This window comes from Candidatus Williamhamiltonella endosymbiont of Tuberolachnus salignus (assembly GCF_964019775.1).
GTDB lineage: Bacteria > Pseudomonadota > Gammaproteobacteria > Enterobacterales > Enterobacteriaceae > Hamiltonella > Hamiltonella defendens.
In genome coordinates this window covers 887,196-905,154 of record NZ_OZ026471.1, presented here as the reverse complement: position 1 = coordinate 905,154, position 17,959 = coordinate 887,196, and the positions used below count along the sequence as shown (strand labels likewise).

General features: G+C 36.0%; 15 protein-coding genes, 2 tRNA genes and 1 pseudogene. 9 read left to right on the top strand and 9 right to left on the bottom strand.

Features of this window, described 5'->3' with window-relative positions:
- The gene (locus tag AACL23_RS04255; protein WP_100102828.1) at nt 1-678 is read left to right on the top strand and encodes an amino acid ABC transporter permease; all 678 of its coding nucleotides are present in this window, start codon (nt 1-3) and stop codon (nt 676-678) included.
- Here AACL23_RS04255 and lysA read toward each other — a convergent pair.
- The 6 genes from lysA to prfB form a co-directional block, all read right to left on the bottom strand.
- Nucleotides 675-1,937 carry a diaminopimelate decarboxylase gene (gene lysA / locus AACL23_RS04250; RefSeq protein ID WP_339050325.1) on the bottom strand — a complete coding sequence of 421 codons (1,263 nt, stop codon included), beginning with the start codon at nt 1,935-1,937 and terminating at the stop codon, nt 675-677. The two genes, AACL23_RS04255 and lysA, sit on opposite strands and share 4 nt — an antisense overlap.
- Nucleotides 1,938-2,002: 65 nt before the next feature.
- Nucleotides 2,003-2,479: a hypothetical protein gene (locus AACL23_RS04245; RefSeq protein ID WP_012737750.1), complete on the bottom strand. Its 477-nt coding sequence runs from the start codon at nt 2,477-2,479 to the stop codon at nt 2,003-2,005.
- Nucleotides 2,464-3,123, bottom strand: coding sequence for a winged helix-turn-helix domain-containing protein (locus AACL23_RS04240; RefSeq protein WP_095033729.1), 660 nt, complete (start codon nt 3,121-3,123; stop codon nt 2,464-2,466). Before AACL23_RS04240 ends, AACL23_RS04245 begins: the two co-directional genes overlap by 16 nt.
- Before the next feature lie 202 nt (nt 3,124-3,325).
- Nucleotides 3,326-3,760 carry a winged helix-turn-helix domain-containing protein gene (locus AACL23_RS04235; protein ID WP_095034748.1) on the bottom strand — a complete coding sequence of 145 codons (435 nt, stop codon included), beginning with the start codon at nt 3,758-3,760 and terminating at the stop codon, nt 3,326-3,328.
- 511 nt (nt 3,761-4,271) lie between these two features.
- Nucleotides 4,272-5,786 carry a lysine--tRNA ligase gene (gene lysS, locus AACL23_RS04230; protein ID WP_100095919.1) on the bottom strand — a complete coding sequence of 505 codons (1,515 nt, stop codon included), beginning with the start codon at nt 5,784-5,786 and terminating at the stop codon, nt 4,272-4,274.
- Between the two features lie 9 nt (nt 5,787-5,795).
- Nucleotides 5,796-6,894 (bottom strand): peptide chain release factor 2 gene (gene prfB, locus AACL23_RS04225; RefSeq protein ID WP_339050317.1). Its coding sequence is split into 2 segments (ribosomal slippage): nt 5,796-6,818 and nt 6,820-6,894, totalling 1,098 coding nucleotides; the frame shifts between segments, so codons are not numbered across the junction.
- A gap of 277 nt (nt 6,895-7,171) precedes the next feature.
- On the opposite strand from prfB, the gene alaS reads away from it, so the two are divergent.
- The 4 genes and pseudogenes from alaS to AACL23_RS04205 all read left to right on the top strand — a co-directional run bounded on the left by alaS (nt 7,172) and on the right by AACL23_RS04205 (nt 10,623).
- Entirely contained in the window at nt 7,172-9,799 is a 2,628-nt protein-coding gene (gene alaS / locus AACL23_RS04220) for an alanine--tRNA ligase (protein WP_339051585.1), read from the top strand.
- Between the two features lie 178 nt (nt 9,800-9,977).
- Nucleotides 9,978-10,145 (top strand): annotated as a pseudogene (gene csrA, locus AACL23_RS04215) (carbon storage regulator CsrA); the annotation flags it as partial.
- Between the two features lie 299 nt (nt 10,146-10,444).
- Nucleotides 10,445-10,537: transfer RNA gene (locus tag AACL23_RS04210), tRNA-Ser, on the top strand.
- A 9-nt stretch (nt 10,538-10,546) separates the two neighbouring features.
- Nucleotides 10,547-10,623: transfer RNA gene (locus AACL23_RS04205), tRNA-Arg, on the top strand.
- 85 nt (nt 10,624-10,708) lie between these two features.
- Here AACL23_RS04205 and AACL23_RS04200 read toward each other — a convergent pair.
- Entirely contained in the window at nt 10,709-12,475 is a 1,767-nt protein-coding gene (locus tag AACL23_RS04200; protein ID WP_100097050.1) for a potassium/proton antiporter, read from the bottom strand.
- Nucleotides 12,476-12,678: 203 nt separating this feature from the next.
- Nucleotides 12,679-13,284: a DNA translocase FtsK 4TM domain-containing protein gene (locus AACL23_RS04195; protein ID WP_012737759.1), complete on the bottom strand. Its 606-nt coding sequence runs from the start codon at nt 13,282-13,284 to the stop codon at nt 12,679-12,681.
- Nucleotides 13,285-13,531: 247 nt separating this feature from the next.
- Between AACL23_RS04195 and trxB the strand changes: the two genes are divergently transcribed.
- The 4 genes from trxB to minE all read left to right on the top strand — a co-directional run bounded on the left by trxB (nt 13,532) and on the right by minE (nt 16,518).
- A complete protein-coding gene (gene trxB / locus AACL23_RS04190) occupies nt 13,532-14,506 on the top strand; it encodes a thioredoxin-disulfide reductase (RefSeq protein WP_174888237.1) in 975 nt (324 codons plus the stop codon).
- Between the two features lie 181 nt (nt 14,507-14,687).
- The gene (gene minC, locus AACL23_RS04185) at nt 14,688-15,401 is read left to right on the top strand and encodes a septum site-determining protein MinC (RefSeq protein ID WP_012737761.1); all 714 of its coding nucleotides are present in this window, start codon (nt 14,688-14,690) and stop codon (nt 15,399-15,401) included.
- A 16-nt stretch (nt 15,402-15,417) separates the two neighbouring features.
- Nucleotides 15,418-16,230, top strand: coding sequence for a septum site-determining protein MinD (minD, locus tag AACL23_RS04180; RefSeq protein ID WP_012737762.1), 813 nt, complete (start codon nt 15,418-15,420; stop codon nt 16,228-16,230).
- Between the two features lie 3 nt (nt 16,231-16,233).
- The gene (gene minE, locus AACL23_RS04175) at nt 16,234-16,518 is read left to right on the top strand and encodes a cell division topological specificity factor MinE (RefSeq protein WP_095033734.1); all 285 of its coding nucleotides are present in this window, start codon (nt 16,234-16,236) and stop codon (nt 16,516-16,518) included.
- Between the two features lie 199 nt (nt 16,519-16,717).
- Here minE and gap read toward each other — a convergent pair whose 3' ends face one another.
- Nucleotides 16,718-17,710 (bottom strand): type I glyceraldehyde-3-phosphate dehydrogenase, encoded by a 993-nt coding sequence (gene gap / locus AACL23_RS04170; RefSeq protein ID WP_095033735.1) that lies wholly within the window; start codon nt 17,708-17,710, stop codon nt 16,718-16,720.
- Between the last annotated feature and the right edge of the window lie 249 nt (nt 17,711-17,959).

The following is a 17,959-nucleotide window of genomic DNA, read 5'->3' as shown; positions in this document are numbered from 1 at the left end:
ATGGATTTTTCGGTTATTTCAGAAAATTGGCGTTACTTGCTCTGTGGAGCTTATCCTGATGGGCCAGTAGGAGGAGCAGCCCTAACCCTATGGATCAGCATTCTGGCGGGCATAGCTTCCTCTGTTTTGGGTGTGATATGGGGTATCGGATTGGCTCTGAGCAGAGGTATATGCTCTGGGATTCTGTCCGCTGTATTAGGATTTTTTCGCGCTATCCCTGTTATTATGTTAATTTTTTGGATTTACTTTTTATTGCCTATTGCTTTTGGATGGGATATTCCCAAAATCACGACTGTTGTTTGTGGGCTTGCTTTGATTACGTCGGCATACTTAGCGCATGCAGTTAAGTCAGGAATCGTTGCTGTTGGTCAGGGTCAGTGGTCTGCAGGTTTATCATTAGGTTTGAATAGCTGGCAAATATTAAGATTCATTATATTACCTCAGGTGTTGCGCGTCATGTTTCCTTCGTTTGTCAATCAATGGATATCACTCATAAAAGACACCTCATTGGCTTATATTGTTGGGGTTAATGAATTGACGTTTTTGGCGACACAGGTCAATAACAGAACCATGGTACACTCCATGGAAGTCTTTTTATTTGTGGGGCTTATTTATTTTATTTTATGTTTCATATTAGATTTTTCTGTTAATTATTTTCTTAAAAAAGATACGTATTAAAATAATTCTAATGAAATAAGCTCTTCTATGGTTTGTCGACGTCTAATCAATTGTACTTCTCCATTTTTTAATAAAACCTCTGGTATTAAAGGACGGCTGTTGTAATTTGATGACATTGAAGCGCCATAAGCCCCTGTATTATGAAATATTAAGTAATCGTCCACAAAAGCGGGGGGAAGGTAACGCGTTTCCAGGCAAGCATTTTGATTTTGAGTAAAGACATCTCCTGATTCACATAATGGCCCCGCAACCACGGTTTTAATGTTTTTTTCTTTTGAAACATCGCGACCATCTGCAGGTAACAATGAAATCCGATGGTAGCTGCCGTACATTGCAGGTCGCATCAAATCATTAAAACCGGCATCTACTATAATATAGTGTTGATTGCCCATATTTTTAATGGCCCGAATTTGTGCAATGAGCACTCCTGATTCTGCAACTAAAAAACGTCCCGGTTCAATTTCAAGACTGATAGGATGACCAAAGTGTTTGGAAATTTTTTTTCGGGCTCGGTGCCATAAATTGTAATAATGTTCTGTGTCAACCTCCTTTTCTCCTTTTTTATAAGGAACAGATAATCCCCCGCCTGCTGAAATGGCACTAATATCCTGGTTCAATTTTATGACTTGCTCAACCATAGCATCACATACTTTCTTTAGGTGTTGATAATTAACACCAGAACCAATATGCATATGGAATCCGATGAGTTTTAATTGATATTGTGCGATTTTTTCTAAAGCTTTAGGTAAATCTTCATGCCATATACCGTGCTTGCTGTTTTCTCCCCCTGTATTGGTTTTTTTATGATGTCCATGACCAAAGCCAGGATTAATTCTTATCCATACTGGATGCCCTGATACTGATTGACCTATTTGCTCCAGCATATCAATGGAGCCTGCGTTAACGGGAATATTTAGTTGAATCACCTTTTTTAAAGTCATCTTATCCAAGAGATCGGCCGTAAAAATAATATCGGAAGAGGCTTCTCCAGGAATAAAATTTGCTTTTAAGGCTTTTTCTATTTCTCCCAATGAAACCGCATCGACTTTAACATTCTGTTCACGCATTAATTTCAAAATATGGATATTTGAACACGCCTTTTGAGCAAAACGAATTGAATCAAAAAGCGATAATTTTTTTATTTTTTCTATAATAGTATCAGAATGATAAATCCAGATAGGGGACTTAAATTTTTTTAATATAAAAAGGAATTGATCGTTTTTTATAGGGGGGAAAGAATCATTCAAAAAAAGAGACATGAAATGCCTTTATTAGTAAATATTTAATTGACAGGATCAGGGCTGCTTAACATTGCGAAAGAAAGCTAGCGGCTCCGTTGCCATAAACGGGCACTTAATATCATCAGTCCTTGTGACTGATCGACCAGCACTGTATTTTCATCTAAAAAATAAAATGTGGGGCGACTAATAGAAAAAGGGGCTTTAAACAAACTATCAAGAGTTTCGTCATTTTGAACTTTATCCGTTATAAAGGATTCGCTTTTCTCACTAAAAACCCTATCGCTGATATCAATAATAGTATAAACGGAATTTTGGTTAATTTTAAGGTTTGATTTCTGATCATACAGATCACTAGATAACGTTATTGTACGGCCATTAATATGAACATGTGTATTAATATGATAAAGCCCTACAGGCGTGCTAAAAAAATAATTGGTTTTCCAATAACCACTTATTTCATCCATTGGATGGTAGTAAGCATAGATAAAACCGCAGACGCCTCCTGTTAAGATCCCAAAAAATATGATTAAAATATAGTAATAAATTATTTTTTTAGACATGTTAAGCCTCCTTTATAAGGTTCACATGCTATGTAAGTTCCATCATCTATTTTTTTCAAAAAAATAAACGGAGGCTTTTTATATTCCTTCAAAAATTCTTTGTCTTTTTCTTCATCTAAATTAACTGTAATCGGTAGTTTTTCTGCTTTTATGTGAATTATTTTTATTCTGTCTAATTTAAAAAAAACAAAAAAATTAATAGAAAAAAAAAGAAAGAAAAAAAAGCTGCTTAATATATATGTAGAAGAAGATCCATTTTTAAAAAAGGGAATATTTTTTAATGTGCTATTTTTTTTGAAGTCACTATTTAGGTTTTCTATTTTTATCTTTTCGTCATCTATAAATTTAGGTTCGATATTTAAGCAATACCCTTTTTTTGGTATGGTAATAATAATTTCGTGCTTTTTATCATTTAATCCATTTCTTAAATTACTGATTGTTTGAGTGAGTGTGTTATCGGTCACATAAGTTTGTGTCCAAATTTGTTTTTCGATTTCTTCTCTTGAAATGTGATTAGGATATTTTTTACAAAGTAAAAAAAGTAATTCTGATTCTTTATTTCTGATTTTGATTTCTCTTCCTTCTTGCTTAATCACACGAGTTTTAGGAATAAAAAGAGAATTTCCAATAAATATATTTTTCATTTTTGTCTTTTTTAGTTTTTAGCTATTTTTATAATGTTTTTAATTTTGATTAAAGTGTTAAATTTCATTAAAAATACAATATAAAATAAAATAATTAAAACAAAATTACACAAAAAAGACAAAAAATTACATTTTATGACATAATTATAATGTTCTTTAAAATAAAAGAGTCCTATTTTGTAAATAGAACTCTTTTATTTTTTTAAAGATTTTTTTCATTGTAATCATTAAAACGGTTAAGACTAAGAACACTGTTTACAGAAGAAGACAATAAACTATAATCTAACCTTAATCCGTATCTATTGATGGTTTTTAAAATTTCTATAGGAATACCAAATTCTTTTAATAAAACTCTAAATTTATGTATCAGTTGATGATAATTATTATCTGATATACCTTTGTGATTTTCGTACCATACTACTTTAATAATATCTCTTTTTCTATTAATATCATTAAAAAGACACATCATTAATCTTTTTTGTCTTTCGTTTATATTAATACTTATCTTTTTATTATGAAAATGAACTTTATTCATACAACAATCTAATGACATTTCTGATTTGTAATCAATAATATCTTTACTGTTAATATCGATGAACTTACTTTCTGTTACTACAGACACGCTATCGGTATACATGTTATAACTCCCTAATGAAATTAACAAAGTAGAATTTATTCTTATAAAAAAAATAAATTTAAAAAAATTTAACTTCTATATACATTATTATTTATCTTAGTAAAAAAAATCAAATAAAATTATATTATTATATAATCAAAAACAATAAATACTAAATTTTATGTTTTTTTATTATTAATAATTAAAATTAATCAATTGTTATTAGTAATAATTATGATTAAAATCATGTAGCTAAGACTATTTTTTGTTTTATTAAAAATAAAAAATTATTTAAGATAATATGTTATTTTATATAATTTATATGTATGATTTTTATAATCAAATAATATTTAAATGTTATTTGATTTCTATTTCTTAAATTAGCTTAATATTACTATTAAAAAACAACAAATCAATAGTTCATATAACTTTAAATTCATACTTCAAAAGTATGAATAAAATATTTTAATGTTAAAGTAAAAAAAGCAGGCTTCTATATTAACAGTCTATTTTTTTAATTAGAAAACTCTATTTATTTTAATGGGCGCATTGTTGGAAATAGAATAACATCACGGATATTTATACTATTAGTCAATAGCATAATCATACGATCAATACCTATTCCTAAACCTGCGGTCGGAGGTAATCCGTGTTCTAGTGCAATAATATAATCTTGATCATAAGACATCGCTTCATGATCGCCTTTTTCTTTTGAGTTTAATTGTTCGGTAAAACGTTGAGCTTGATCTTCAGCATCATTCAATTCAGAAAAACCATTGCCAATTTCTTTACCTGCAATAAAAAATTCAAATCGATCCGCAATAAAAGAATTATGATCATTTCGACGCGCTAATGGTGACACTTCTGCTGGATATTCAGTAATAAAAGTAGGTTGAATAAGATGTTTTTCTGCCGTTTCTTCAAAAATTTCACATTGAATTCGCCCTAATTCCCAAAATTTTTCTACACGAACATCTAGAGATTCTGCAATCAGTATCGCCTTATTTTTATCTTCTAAATCGTTAATATTAATTTCAGGTCGATATTTTTGAATGGCTTCTTTCATTGTCCATTTTTGAAAAGGTTGACTAAAATCAAAAATATGTTCGCCATATTTTACTACATGCGTTCCTAATACGTTTAGGGTTAACTCACGAAAAAGTTCCTCTGTTAACTCAATCAAATCCTGGTGATCCGCATACGCCATGTAAAGCTCCATCATGGTAAATTCAGGATTGTGGCGTAATGAAATACCTTCATTACGAAAATTACGATTGATTTCAAATATGCGATCAAATCCCCCGACCACCAAACGTTTTAAATACAATTCAGGCGCTATTCTCAAGTACATATCGATATTCAGCGCATTATGGTGCGTTAAAAATGGGCGAGCTGCAGCTCCTCCTGGGATAGATTGCATCATAGGAGTTTCCACTTCCATAAACCCTTTGCCCATCATAAACTGGCGTAGCATTGAAATTGTTTTTGAACGTAAGATAAAGTTTTTTCGAGATTTTTCGTTGACGATCAAATCTAAGTAACGTTGACGGTATCGTGCCTCTTGATCTAGAAGCCCGTGAAATTTATCTGGCAGTGGGCGCAATGCTTTCGTGAGTAAACGCAATTCGGTGCAATGAACAGAAAGCTCTCCTGTTTTTGTTTTAAACAATCGACCTCGCACCCCTAAAATATCGCCTAAATCCCATTTTTTGAAATCTTCGTTATAAATGCCTTCTGGTAAATCATCGCGAGAAACGTAAAGTTGAATTCGGCCTTTTGTATCTTGAAGAGTAAAAAAAGAGGCTTTACCCATGATACGTCTTGTCATCATACGCCCCGCAAGAATCACTTCCTTATTTAAAGCGATAAGTTCTTCGTTTTCTTTATGATCATATTCAGTATGCAAATCACCAGAAAAATGTTTCTGACGAAAGTCATTTGGGAAGGCAATGCTTTTTTTTCGTAATAACGCCAATTTTTCTCGACGAGTTTGTAACTCATGATTAAGTTCTTTTCGCTCTGTAATAGATATTTTTTCTTCAGACATGCTAGATCCTTATAATCCCGCTTTTAAACTGGCTTCAATAAATTTATCAAGATAACCATCAAGAACGGCTTGAGTATTGCGTGTTTCTAAACCCGTGCGTAAATCCTTGATACGAGAATCATCCAATATATAAGAACGAATTTGGCTCCCCCATCCAATGTCTGATTTATTGTCTTCCATTATTTTTTTATCTGCATTTTTCTTTTGCATTTCAAATTCGTATAGCTTGGCTTTTAACTGTTTGAAGGCCTGCTCTTTATTTTTGTGTTGAGAGCGATCACTTTGGCATTGAGTGACTATATTGGTGGGTAAATGAGTAATACGTACAGCAGATTCAGTTTTGTTAATATGTTGCCCCCCTGCGCCAGAAGCACGATAAACATCAATACGTAAATCGGCAGGATTGATGTCTATATCAATGTTGTCCTCTAATTCAGGATAAACAAAAGCGGACGCAAAAGAAGTATGGCGCCTTGCGCCTGAATCAAACGGGCTTTTTCTCACTAAGCGATGAACGCCGGTTTCAGTCCGTAACCAGCCAAAAGCATGATCTCCTGTGATTTTAAGAGTCGCAGATTTTATCCCTGCAACTTCACCATCCGAAATTTCAATAATTTCTGTTTTAAAACCTTTGGAGTCTGCCCAGCGTAGATACATTCGAAGCAACATGTTTGCCCAGTCTTGTGCTTCTGTACCACCAGAACCTGATTGTAAATCTAGATAACAATCAGCAAAATCATTTTTGCCAGAAAACATTCGACGAAATTCTAAGCGATTCAATTTTTTGTCTATAGCTTCCAGTTCAAAAACGGCCTCGTTAAAAATCTCCTGATCCTGAGCTTCAATGGCCAAATCTAGTAAAGTCGATACATCCTTTAATTCTTTTTCTAATTGACTCAAGGTTTCAACAATTTCCTGTAAAATGGCCCGTTCTTTTCCTAATTTTTGTGCCCACTCAGGCTGTTTCCAAATATCAGGTTGTTCTAATTCTGCATTAATTTCCTCTAATCTTTCTTTTTTTTCATCGTAGTCAAAGATACCCCCGGAGAGCTTCAGCTCTATCTGAAAAATTTTGTATCTGATTTTTTATTAAATTGATTTCAAACATGTTGGTGTGCCTTAGGTTTTTTGGCAAATTGATATGGCATTTTAATCAGTAATTATAATGGATTGAAATGATGCTGAATAGTCTCGCTTATCAGAAACAGGGCTGTCCTATCAAATAGGAAACACTATTAAAAAAATCATTTGAGGGACCTAAGACAAAGCAATATTGAGTAATAAAACTCCCTTGCAGTCTATGATGGCATGGTACACACTTAACCTTTATGTCTGAAATTTTCAAAAAACCATACTATCCTCAGGGAAGTGACAATATAAACATGATGCACAATAGTACTGCTGATATACGTCAAAAATTTCTTGATTTTTTCAAGAGCAAAGGACACCAGGTGGTATCAAGTAGTTCCTTGATCCCTCATCATGATCCTACACTGTTGTTTACCAACGCGGGAATGAATCCTTTTAAAAATATTTTTTTAGGGATACAAGATCCGGATTTTTCTCGTGCAACCAGCTCACAGCGTTGTGTACGGGCAGGTGGAAAACATAATGATCTCGAGAATGTGGGCTATACTGCTCGCCATCACACTTTTTTTGAGATGCTGGGTAACTTTAGTTTTGGTGATTATTTTAAACAACAAGCCATTTATTTTGCTTGGGAACTTTTGACGGGATCCGAATGGTTTCATTTACCTAAAGATCGGCTTTATGTCACCGTTTATTCAACAGACGATGAGGCCTATAACATATGGGCAGATGAAATTGGTATTCCACGTGAACGGATTATCCGGATTGGTGATAATAAAGGCGCTGCCTTTTGTTCTGATAATTTTTGGCAAATGGGTGAAACAGGCCCATGTGGTCCTTGTAGCGAAATTTTTTACGATCATGGCGATCATCTTTGGGGTGGGCTGCCAGGGAGCCCTGAGGAAGAGGGTGACCGCTATATTGAAATTTGGAACATTGTATTTATGCAGTTTAACCGTCTTGCAGATGGTACGATGTTGCCTTTACCCAAGCCTTCTGTTGATACGGGTATGGGGTTAGAACGGATGGCAGCTGTATTACAGAATGTGTCTTCTAACTATGAGATTGACCTGTTTCGTGATCTTATCTCAGGGGTTAAAAAAGTGACGGGTGCCACGGATGACTCAAATCCATCTTTAAGGGTTATCGCCGATCATATTCGCGCTTGTGCTTTTTTGATTTTTGATGGTGTCAGGCCTTCAAACGAAGGTAGAGGTTATGTTTTAAGGCGCATCATTCGTCGTGCCATTCGACATGGGAATAAATTAGGCGTTAAAAAGCCTTTTTTTTATCAGTTATTAACGTCTCTGATTGGAGTCATGAAACCAATCACCGATCAACTCAAACATCATCAAGTGATGATTGAGCAGGTATTAAAAACAGAAGAAGAGCTGTTTTCTCATACTTTAGAGAGGGGTTTATCTCTGTTAGATAAAAAACTCGATCACCTCAAAGGGGACACCCTGGAAGGCGAAACGGCTTTTCTTTTATATGACACTTACGGATTTCCACTCGATTTAACAGCCGATGTCTGTCGTGAACGAAATTTAAAAATAGATGAAGTGACATTTCATCAAAAAATGTCGGAACAACGCGCCAGGGCGCGTCAAGCCAGCGCATTCTCGACAGATTACAATAAATTCATTCGGGTAGCTCATCACACTGAGTTTTGTGGTTATGAACAGCTGCAGCAAACAACCGTCATCAAGGCTCTTTTTTTTCGTGGAGAAGAAATCAATGAAATTCATGCCGGTCAAGAGGCCCTTGTCATATTAGACAAGACACCTTTTTACGCAGAATCAGGTGGACAGGTTGGGGATAAAGGTTATCTGAAAAGTACAACGGCACATTTTATGGTGTCTGATACACAAAAATATGGTCAGGCCATCGTCCATTTAGGGCGGCTTTCTAAAGGATCGTTACGAATTAGTGATCACATTCAGGCTTGTGTTAATAATAAAGTTCGCGGCCACATTCGATCAAATCATTCTGCAACACATTTGCTTCATGCAGCACTACGGCAAGTTTTAGGGAAACATGTTGTTCAAAAAGGGTCTCTGGTCAATGAAAAATGCTGTCGTTTTGATTTTTCTCATTTTAAAATGATGACCCCTGATGAAATTGAAAATGTTGAATCGTTGGTCAATCAACAGATTCGTCAAAATCATCTTATCGAAACTCAGATCATGTCACTTGAGGACGCTAAAAAGAAAGGTGCCACCGCTTTATTTGGTGAAAAATATGAGGATCAGGTCAGAGTGTTGAGCATGGGTGATTTTTCTATTGAGCTTTGTGGTGGGACCCATGCCCGACGTACTGGTGATATCGGTTTATTTCATATTACATCAGAATCAAGTACAGCTGCTGGTATCAGACGTATTGAAGCCATAACAGGTGAAGAGGCAAATGCACTTTTATGTCAACAAAGGAATGTATTACAAGATCTCGCTCGTTTGCTAAAGAGCGATGAAAAGGGGTTGATTAAAAGGATTGGGATAATCATAGATCGCAATAAAGTTTTGGAAAAAAAATTACAACACTTTAAAGATCAAGAAATACTGCAAAAAACCTCATTGCTATTAAAAAATGTAAAACAAATAAAGGAAATAAAAATTTTGATAGCTCAGCTAGATGCCGTAGAGCCCATTCTTCTGCGAAGAATGATAGATGATTTAAAAAATCAATTAGGCTCTGCGGTGATTTTGTTAGCAAATGTGACAAAAAATAAAATTTCATTTATTGCTGGTGTTACAAAAAATTTAACTCAACAAATAAAAGCAGATGATTTAATACACTATATTGCACCCAAAATTGGAGGGAAAGGGGGTGGTCGAGCCGATATGGCCCAAGCTGGGGGAACAAATATCAACTCTTTGGCGACTGTATTAGCCGAAGCAGAAAAATGGATAGTCTCACATTCATAAATGTTTAATATATAAAAAGCAAAGCTCTTAGCTTCAACTAAACTTTTATTTCAAGGTTAGAAATCTGAATGGGTTGCTTACATGTTATGTGGCTATATCAGCTATTTTTTACGGTAGACCATAGATCTAGCCGAGAAGCTAAGAGGTGCAATTTTTTTAAATTTTCAAGGAGAAAAACATGCTTATTCTGACTCGTCGAGTTGGTGAGACGCTGATTATTGAAGATAATATTACAGTAACAGTATTAGGTGTAAAAGGTAACCAAGTACGAATTGGTATCAATGCTCCAAAAGAGGTCGCTGTCCACCGTGAAGAAATTTACAACCGTATTCAAGCAGATAAAAAAGATGAAAGAAATGAAATAAATGATAAATATGAAAAAAAGTATCAAAACGAAGACGCTTGTGACAAGTAAGAAAATGAATAAATTGGAATTAAGTCATATTTTTAATGTGATTAATTTTGATGAGATATATTTTTAATCGGCGCGAAGATTTTTTTATCATTAAAATCTCGCTTAACCAGGAAAAACCGTTTGACTTATAAGCTTGAAAAAGTAATATGTGCAGCCTTGTTGTTTCAAGAAAAGCTATTTTTTAGTGAAAGTTTTCGATTAATCAAGATCGATACTTTTGACAAAATGCTGGTGAGGTGGCCGAGAGGCTGAAGGCGCTCCCCTGCTAAGGGAGTATATAGTTAAAAGCTGTATCGAGGGTTCGAATCCCTCCCTCACCGCCAGTTTATTTAGCACCCGTAGCTCAGCTGGATAGAGTACCCGGCTACGAACCGGGCGGTCGGAGGTTCGAATCCTCCTGGGTGCACCAAAGTTTTTTGTTATCAATTCGTTCGATAAAAAACCCGGGATCTGTTTGGATGCCGGGTTCTTTGTCAGTGATGATAGATGATGAATTAATTTATCGGTTTGGTAGATTCATCTGAAATTTTTGATCTTTTTTTATCTCTCATTATTTTTATGCCTACTTTACTCACTCGTTGAGATTCCATTTCAGCAATGGTCCAGGTTAATCCGTCCCAATTTATTTGATCACCTATCACTGGCTCCTTTTCAAGTAAATAGATCACAAATTCGCCTAAACTCTTTTGTTGGTCAGCGACTTTTTCTAAATTTAATCCATAAATATGAGAAATTTCTTCTAATTTTGCATCAGCATCAAGAATGAAATCACCAAAGAACCTTTCATCAATCTGAACACGAGGGGTATGACTGAAAAGCTTACCCAGAGCAGGGAGATCACGTTCATGTCCTATCACACATAAAATATCTCCGTCCTTCAAACGGGTGCTCCCTGTAGGATGAAGCAGATTTTTGTCACGAAAAAGCCCTGAAATTCTGGTACCTTCCGGCATCTCTAAATCACGTAAAGCAGCACCGACACACCATTGGTCCGAACTGAGCTGATACGTAAATTGTTCCCATTCATTGTTAATATCGATATCTAATCCAACACGGGAAATCGGCGCCAATCGAGGAGGTACCACTAATTTGGTTTTACGTGCAGCAAACGAAAGAGTGCTACCTTGTACCAACAAGGAGATTAACACAATGAAAAAGGCGACATTGAAAAATAAATGTGCATTCGCCAACCCTGCCATCATGGGGAAAACAGCGAGAATAATGGGCACAGCACCCCTTAATCCTACCCAAGAAATAAAAATACGCTCACGAAAATTAAAACTATGAAAAGGAAGTAATCCAATAAAAACAGAAAGAGGGCGGGCAAACAAAATCATCCAAAGAGACAACAGCAACGCCGGAATCGCAATTGTGATTAAATCTGTTGGATTGATTAATAAACCCAATACTAAAAACATACCGATTTGGCTTAACCATGCCAGTCCGTCTAAAGTATGGAGTATACCGAAACGGTTACGAATAGGGCGATTCCCCAACACCAGACCACAAAGATAAACAGATAAAATTCCGCTGCCATTCATAGAGGTCGTTAAAGAAAAAGTCACCAGTCCTCCTGCCAGCGCTAATAAAGGATAAAGCCCATTAGCAAGGTTCATTCGGTTAATAAGGAGCAATAATAACCTTCCTCCTCCTAAGCCTATCAGGATCCCAAGACCAAATTGCTGTAATAAATCAACTAAAAACATCCAGTCTAAATGAGTTTGCCCATTGGAGATCATGGATATTAAAGTTATCGTCAAAAAAACCGCCATCGGATCATTACTGCCGGATTCAATTTCAAGAGTGGCACTCACACGTTCATTAAGGCCTTTGCCCCCTAATAATGAAAACACGGCCGCGGCATCGGTAGATCCGATAATGGCTCCTATCAACAAACCCTGAATAATATCTAAATGAAAAAGCCAAGCAGCCATAACACCCGTTAAACTTGTGGTGATCATGACGCCCACAGTGGCAAGTGATAAAGCAGGCCAAAGTGCTACACGAAATGAAGAGGCGCGTGTTCGCATACCTCCATCAAGCAAAATAACTGCTAATGCCAGGTTGCTGATCAGATAAGCGATGGGATAATTATCAAAAGCGATACCTCCCACACCTTCTCCCCCTGCCAGCATGCCAATAGCAAGAAAAATAACCAGAATAGGGATGCCCAGACGAGAGGATAAGGAACTTAATAAAATACTCGTTCCCACCAATATGGAGCCAATCAAAAAAAGATTATTAATAGTGATGGCATTCAAGATCATCTTCTCCTTATTATTTATATTGATATTTATTTTTATAAAAAAATAAATTTTAATTAAAAAATAGTATAAGCATTATACAGATAAAACTCGATTTCACTTGAAATTTACATTGGCTTTACAAATCAGCAGGAACCAATACTTCACGATTACCACTGTGGACTGGTGGGACAACAATCTTTTATCTTTCAGTTGTTTAACTAAAGAGTGCGAATAAAAAAGACCAAACGGATTGTATAAACACCTATTTTCTCGGCAAGAAGCAACCAGGAATAACCTGTCAACAGAGTGGCACCTAGTGCCCAGATCAACAAGAACAGCATGGTGATAGTTAAATGATTAAAATGAAACAACATCTCATGATTCACTACATACCCCAGTAAACCTCCTGATAAAAAATAATAAAAATCGTTAAAACTAGGGGTTATGAGAGAGCAAGAGGCAAATATCAATAATATGCTCCCCATCAAACGGAATGAAAGACGGAAATAATTTTTTGATTTTTTATTTTTGTTTTCATAAAAGATCGTGCCACAAAATAAAAAAATAACAGGGGATAAAGCATAGGCACAAAGTCCAAAAATAAAAAACAAGAGTCCTGCTATATAGGCTCCGACATGACCTCCTGGATTGTGAACAGAATCATGCCAGGCTGTTTGAAACCAACTGGGATCCGATGGATCGAAACTGAACAATATCAGCATCAAATAAGTGGCGAAAATACATAAAATAGCCAACACACTTTCAAAGCCTTTTTTTTTAATAAAAAGGGTATTTTCTTTTATATTATTTTTTTCTTGATCCAAAAAAACCTCTTAATTTTAATAAAACAGTCTCGTGAGCTCTTACTTACTTTGAAATAAATTTTAAAGGTAGATTCAGCCTCGAAAAGGCTAGGCTTACTTAAAAATGAATACTTTTTTATTTGATTCAATTTTTTTGTTAATGAATATAAAGTGTTTTCTCGAATGGGTCCATAACACAATATAAAAATTTCGGATATGATGTAGCTGACATTTAGTAAAAAAATGATTTAAATAAGAAGAGGGAAATGTGAATATTTCAAGACATCATCAATGTATTATTCTGGGATCCGGGCCTGCAGGTTATACGGCGGCCATTTATGCGGCTCGTGCTAATATAAAGCCCATCTTAATTACAGGAATGGAAAAGGGAGGACAATTAAACACAACGACAGACGTTGAAAACTGGCCTGGCTCCCCTGAATCTTTAACCGGGCCTACGTTAATGGAGCGGATGCATCAACATGCAGAAAAATTTAATACAGAAATTCTGTTTGATCACATTAATAAAGTGGATCTACAACGACGTCCCTTTTATCTGTTTGGTAACGATCAAGAATACAGCTGTGATGCTTTGATTATAGCAACAGGGGCATCTGCTCGTTATCTTGGTCTCAAATCCGAGGAAGATTTTAAAGGAAAAGGGGTTTCTGCCTGTGCTACCTGTGACGGTTTTTTTTATCGTAATCAAAAAGTGGCCGTGGTTGGAGGAGGTAATACAGCAGTAGAAGAAGCGCTTTATTTAGCTAACATCGCTCGTGAAGTTCATTTAATTCATCGCCGACAAGAATTTCGTTCTGAAAAAATACTGCGAGATCGATTAATGAAAAAAGTGGCTTCTGGCCATATTATTTTGCATACAGATAGCATTCTAGATGAAATTTTAGGGGATTTATCGGGCGTCACAGCAGTACGTTTAAAGCCTTCTCACACTGAGAACGGGAGTGTCTTTCAAATATTAGATGTGACAGGTGTTTTTATTGCGATCGGGCATATCCCGAACACGGAGCTCTTTAAAGGTCAACTGGAATTAGAAAAAGGATACATTAAAGTAAAGGGCGGACTAACAGGGAATGCCACTCAAACTTCTGTTGAGGGTGTTTTTGCAGCGGGAGATGTCATGGATCCTATTTATCGACAAGCTATCACTTCTGCAGGGAGTGGTTGCATGGCGGCTTTAGATGCCGAGCGTTATCTGGATATAATGGATAACAGATTTAAATAAACTTTAAATTGATCTAATTTAAACATAAAAATATATGTTTTTTTAAAAAATTAAATTTAATTTAAATATTATATTGATTCATCAATCTTTTTTATCAATTTCTGTCGAATGTTTTTATATCAAATAAAAAAATCAAGATGTATTGAGTGGCATTTTTTAACAATCAACTGGGTTAAGACAGATGTCAAAGCCGCTTATTAAACTATTAGAATCCTCTATTGAACTAAAAGGTTGCAGCTTTACTTTAACGGTGATTCATTTACTGGATTCACGGCCTGAGCTTATTCGTCATGCTTTACAGAAAAAAATAGAACAGGCACCTGATTTTCTTGAAAGTGCCCCTGTTGTCATCAATATTTCTGCCCTATCTAAAGAAGCGAATTGGCATGAAATTCATAAAGCGGTGATTTCAACAGGTTTAAAACTTGTTGGTATCAGCGGTTGCAAAGATGAAAATCAAAAACAGGCATTAGTTGCTTTAGGTTTGCCTTTTATGAATGAAGGTAAAACTCAACAATGGATTTCAAAAAAAGAACCTTCACCTAAGAAGGATTTTTCTAAAACTCAGATTATTCATTCACTGGTACGTTCTGGGCAGCAAATTTATGCTCGTAATAGTGATTTAGTGGTCATCAACAATGTGAGCGCGGGTGCTGAATTGATTGCTGATGGTAATATCCATGTTTACGGCATCATGGGCGGACGAGCATTAGCAGGAGCTTCAGGTGATATTGAATCCGAGATTTTTTTGACACATTGCGCGGCAGAATTAATAGCAATAGCGGGGGAATATGTATCGCATGATCACATTTCTCCTGAATATCTCGGCCAAGCTGTTCACTTGCGTTTATTAAATAAAACTTTAATTTTCAAGCGATTTGATTCAATTTTTTAATTAAGGAAGTGATTTTATGGCACGAGTTATTGTTGTGACCTCTGGAAAAGGAGGGGTTGGCAAAACGACATCAAGTGCGGCCATCGCAACGGGGTTAGCTAGTAAGGGCAAAAAAACTGTTGTGATTGACTTTGATATTGGCCTTCGTAATCTTGATTTAATCATGGGATGCGAACGTCGGGTTGTATATGATTTTATTAATGTAATTCAAAATGATGCCACATTAAATCAGGCATTAATAAAAGACAAACGTGTAGAAAATTTATATATTTTACCGGCATCACAAACTCGTGATAAAGATGCACTGACACAAAAAGGTGTAGCAGCTGTTTTTGAACAGCTCAATAAAATGAATTTTGATTTTATTATTTGTGATTCCCCTGCTGGGATTGAAACGGGCGCTTTGATGGCGTTGTATTTTGCGGATGAAGCCATCATTACCACTAACCCTGAAGTTTCTTCAGTTCGTGATTCAGATCGTATATTAGGTATTCTTGCAGCAAAATCGAGTCGTAGTGAAAAAGGCGAAGCACCCGTGAAGGAGCATCTTTTGCTGACTCGTTATAATCCTACTCGCGTGGCTCGGGGTGATATGCTAAGTACGGAAGATGTCTTGGATATACTGAGGATCCCATTAATTGGTGTTATTCCAGAAGATCAATCGGTATTACGTGCTTCAAATCAGGGAGAACCGGTCATTCTAGATCTCACTTCAGATGCAGCTAAAGCATACTCGGATACCGTGGATCGATTATTGGGGGAAGATCGTGATTTTCGATTTGTTCAGGAAGAAAAAAAGAGTTTTTTAAAACGCATTTTTGGGGGATAACCTATGGGTTTTTTTGATTTCTTTTCACCCGATAAAAAAAACAGTGCTGCAAATATTGCGAAAGATCGGTTGCAAATTATCGTGAGGGAGCGTCGTTGTTGTGACAGAGATCCTCTTTATTTATCTGATATGAAGCGCGATATCTTGGCGGTGATTTGTAAATATGTTCAGGTGGATCCCAACGCGCTTCATGTTCAATTTGAGCAAAAGGAAGATGATGTTTCGGTTTTGGAGCTGAATGTCATCTTACCGGAAGTCAGTAGCACAGGTGATTGTTCTAAGCCCTGACTTATTTTTGCTCGAATTGGGCGAGGGTTGACGGTGAAAGGGATCTTTTGATGAGGCTTTATTGTCTGTCGTATTGCCACTCAAGTAGTTAACGTAATAGAGCCGAAAAACCACCCAAGGGTGGTTTTTTTATGTATCAATAAAAAGCTTGCGAAATGAGGGTGTTTAAGTGACTTGTATGAAGGAACTTATTATGTGCCTACTTTATATGAGCGACTAAATCTAACAGTTTATTAGAGTACCCTGTTTCATTGTCATACCAAGACACTAATTTCACAAAATGATTGTTCAGTTCTATACCCGCCTTCTTATCAAAGATTGAGGTTAGTTTTTCACCATTGAAATCAGTAGAGACGACTTCTTCATCCACATATCCTAGGATGCCTTTTAATTCGCCTTCTGAAGCTGCTTTGATTGCATCACAGATCTCTGAATAAGATGCAGGCTTTTCTAAACGAACAGTGAGATCTACCACAGATACATTAGGGGTCGGCACACGAAAAGCCATGCCTGTGAGTTTTCCGTTTAAAGAAGGGATGACTTTGCCGACCGCTTTTGCAGCACCAGTGGAAGAAGGAATGATATTTTGCGCTGCCCCACGACCTCCACGCCAATCTTTAGCAGAAGGGCCATCAACCGTTCTTTGTGTCGCTGTTGTTGCATGCACCGTCGTCATCAAGCCTTCAATAATACCGAATTTATCATGAACAACCTTTGCCAAAGGTGCTAAGCAGTTGGTTGTGCAAGAGGCATTTGAAACAATTTTTTGTCCCGCGTATTGATTATGGTTGACGCCCATCACAAACATTGGCGTGTCGTCTTTTGGGGGCGCGCTAATAAGTACTTTTTTGGCACCAGCATTAAGATGCTTGGTTGCCTCTTCTTTTGTTAAGAAGAATCCCGTGGCTTCTATCACCACATCTATTCCTAATGCACCCCAATTAATGGCTTCGGGTTTTTGTTCTGAAGTGACCCTGACTTTTTTATTATTTACGACAAGATCATTTCCCTCAACATCGATCGTTCCTTTAAAACGACCGTGAGTGGAGTCGTATTTGAGCATATAAGCCATGTACTCTGCTTTCAACAAATCGTTAATCGCAACGACTTCAATATCAGTTCGTTCTTGAGCGGCGCGAAACACAATACGACCGATACGACCAAAACCATTAATACCTACTTTTATACTCATATGTTTTATCCAATTGATGAAAAAATCAAACTATTACCTTTTAGGATTTTGCATTAATATTATACAACGAATCCTTTTTTTGTTCATATTGTTGTCAACAAATCATCATAAATGATTTCAATCAAAAGCAATTAATTAATTGAATTATAATGTTTTTTATAGAAATATTCAGTTTTTAGTGACCATTCTAATCATTTATTTACTTTTTCTTTAAATCAACGAGTTATTAGGGCTGTCACTAAATGTAGC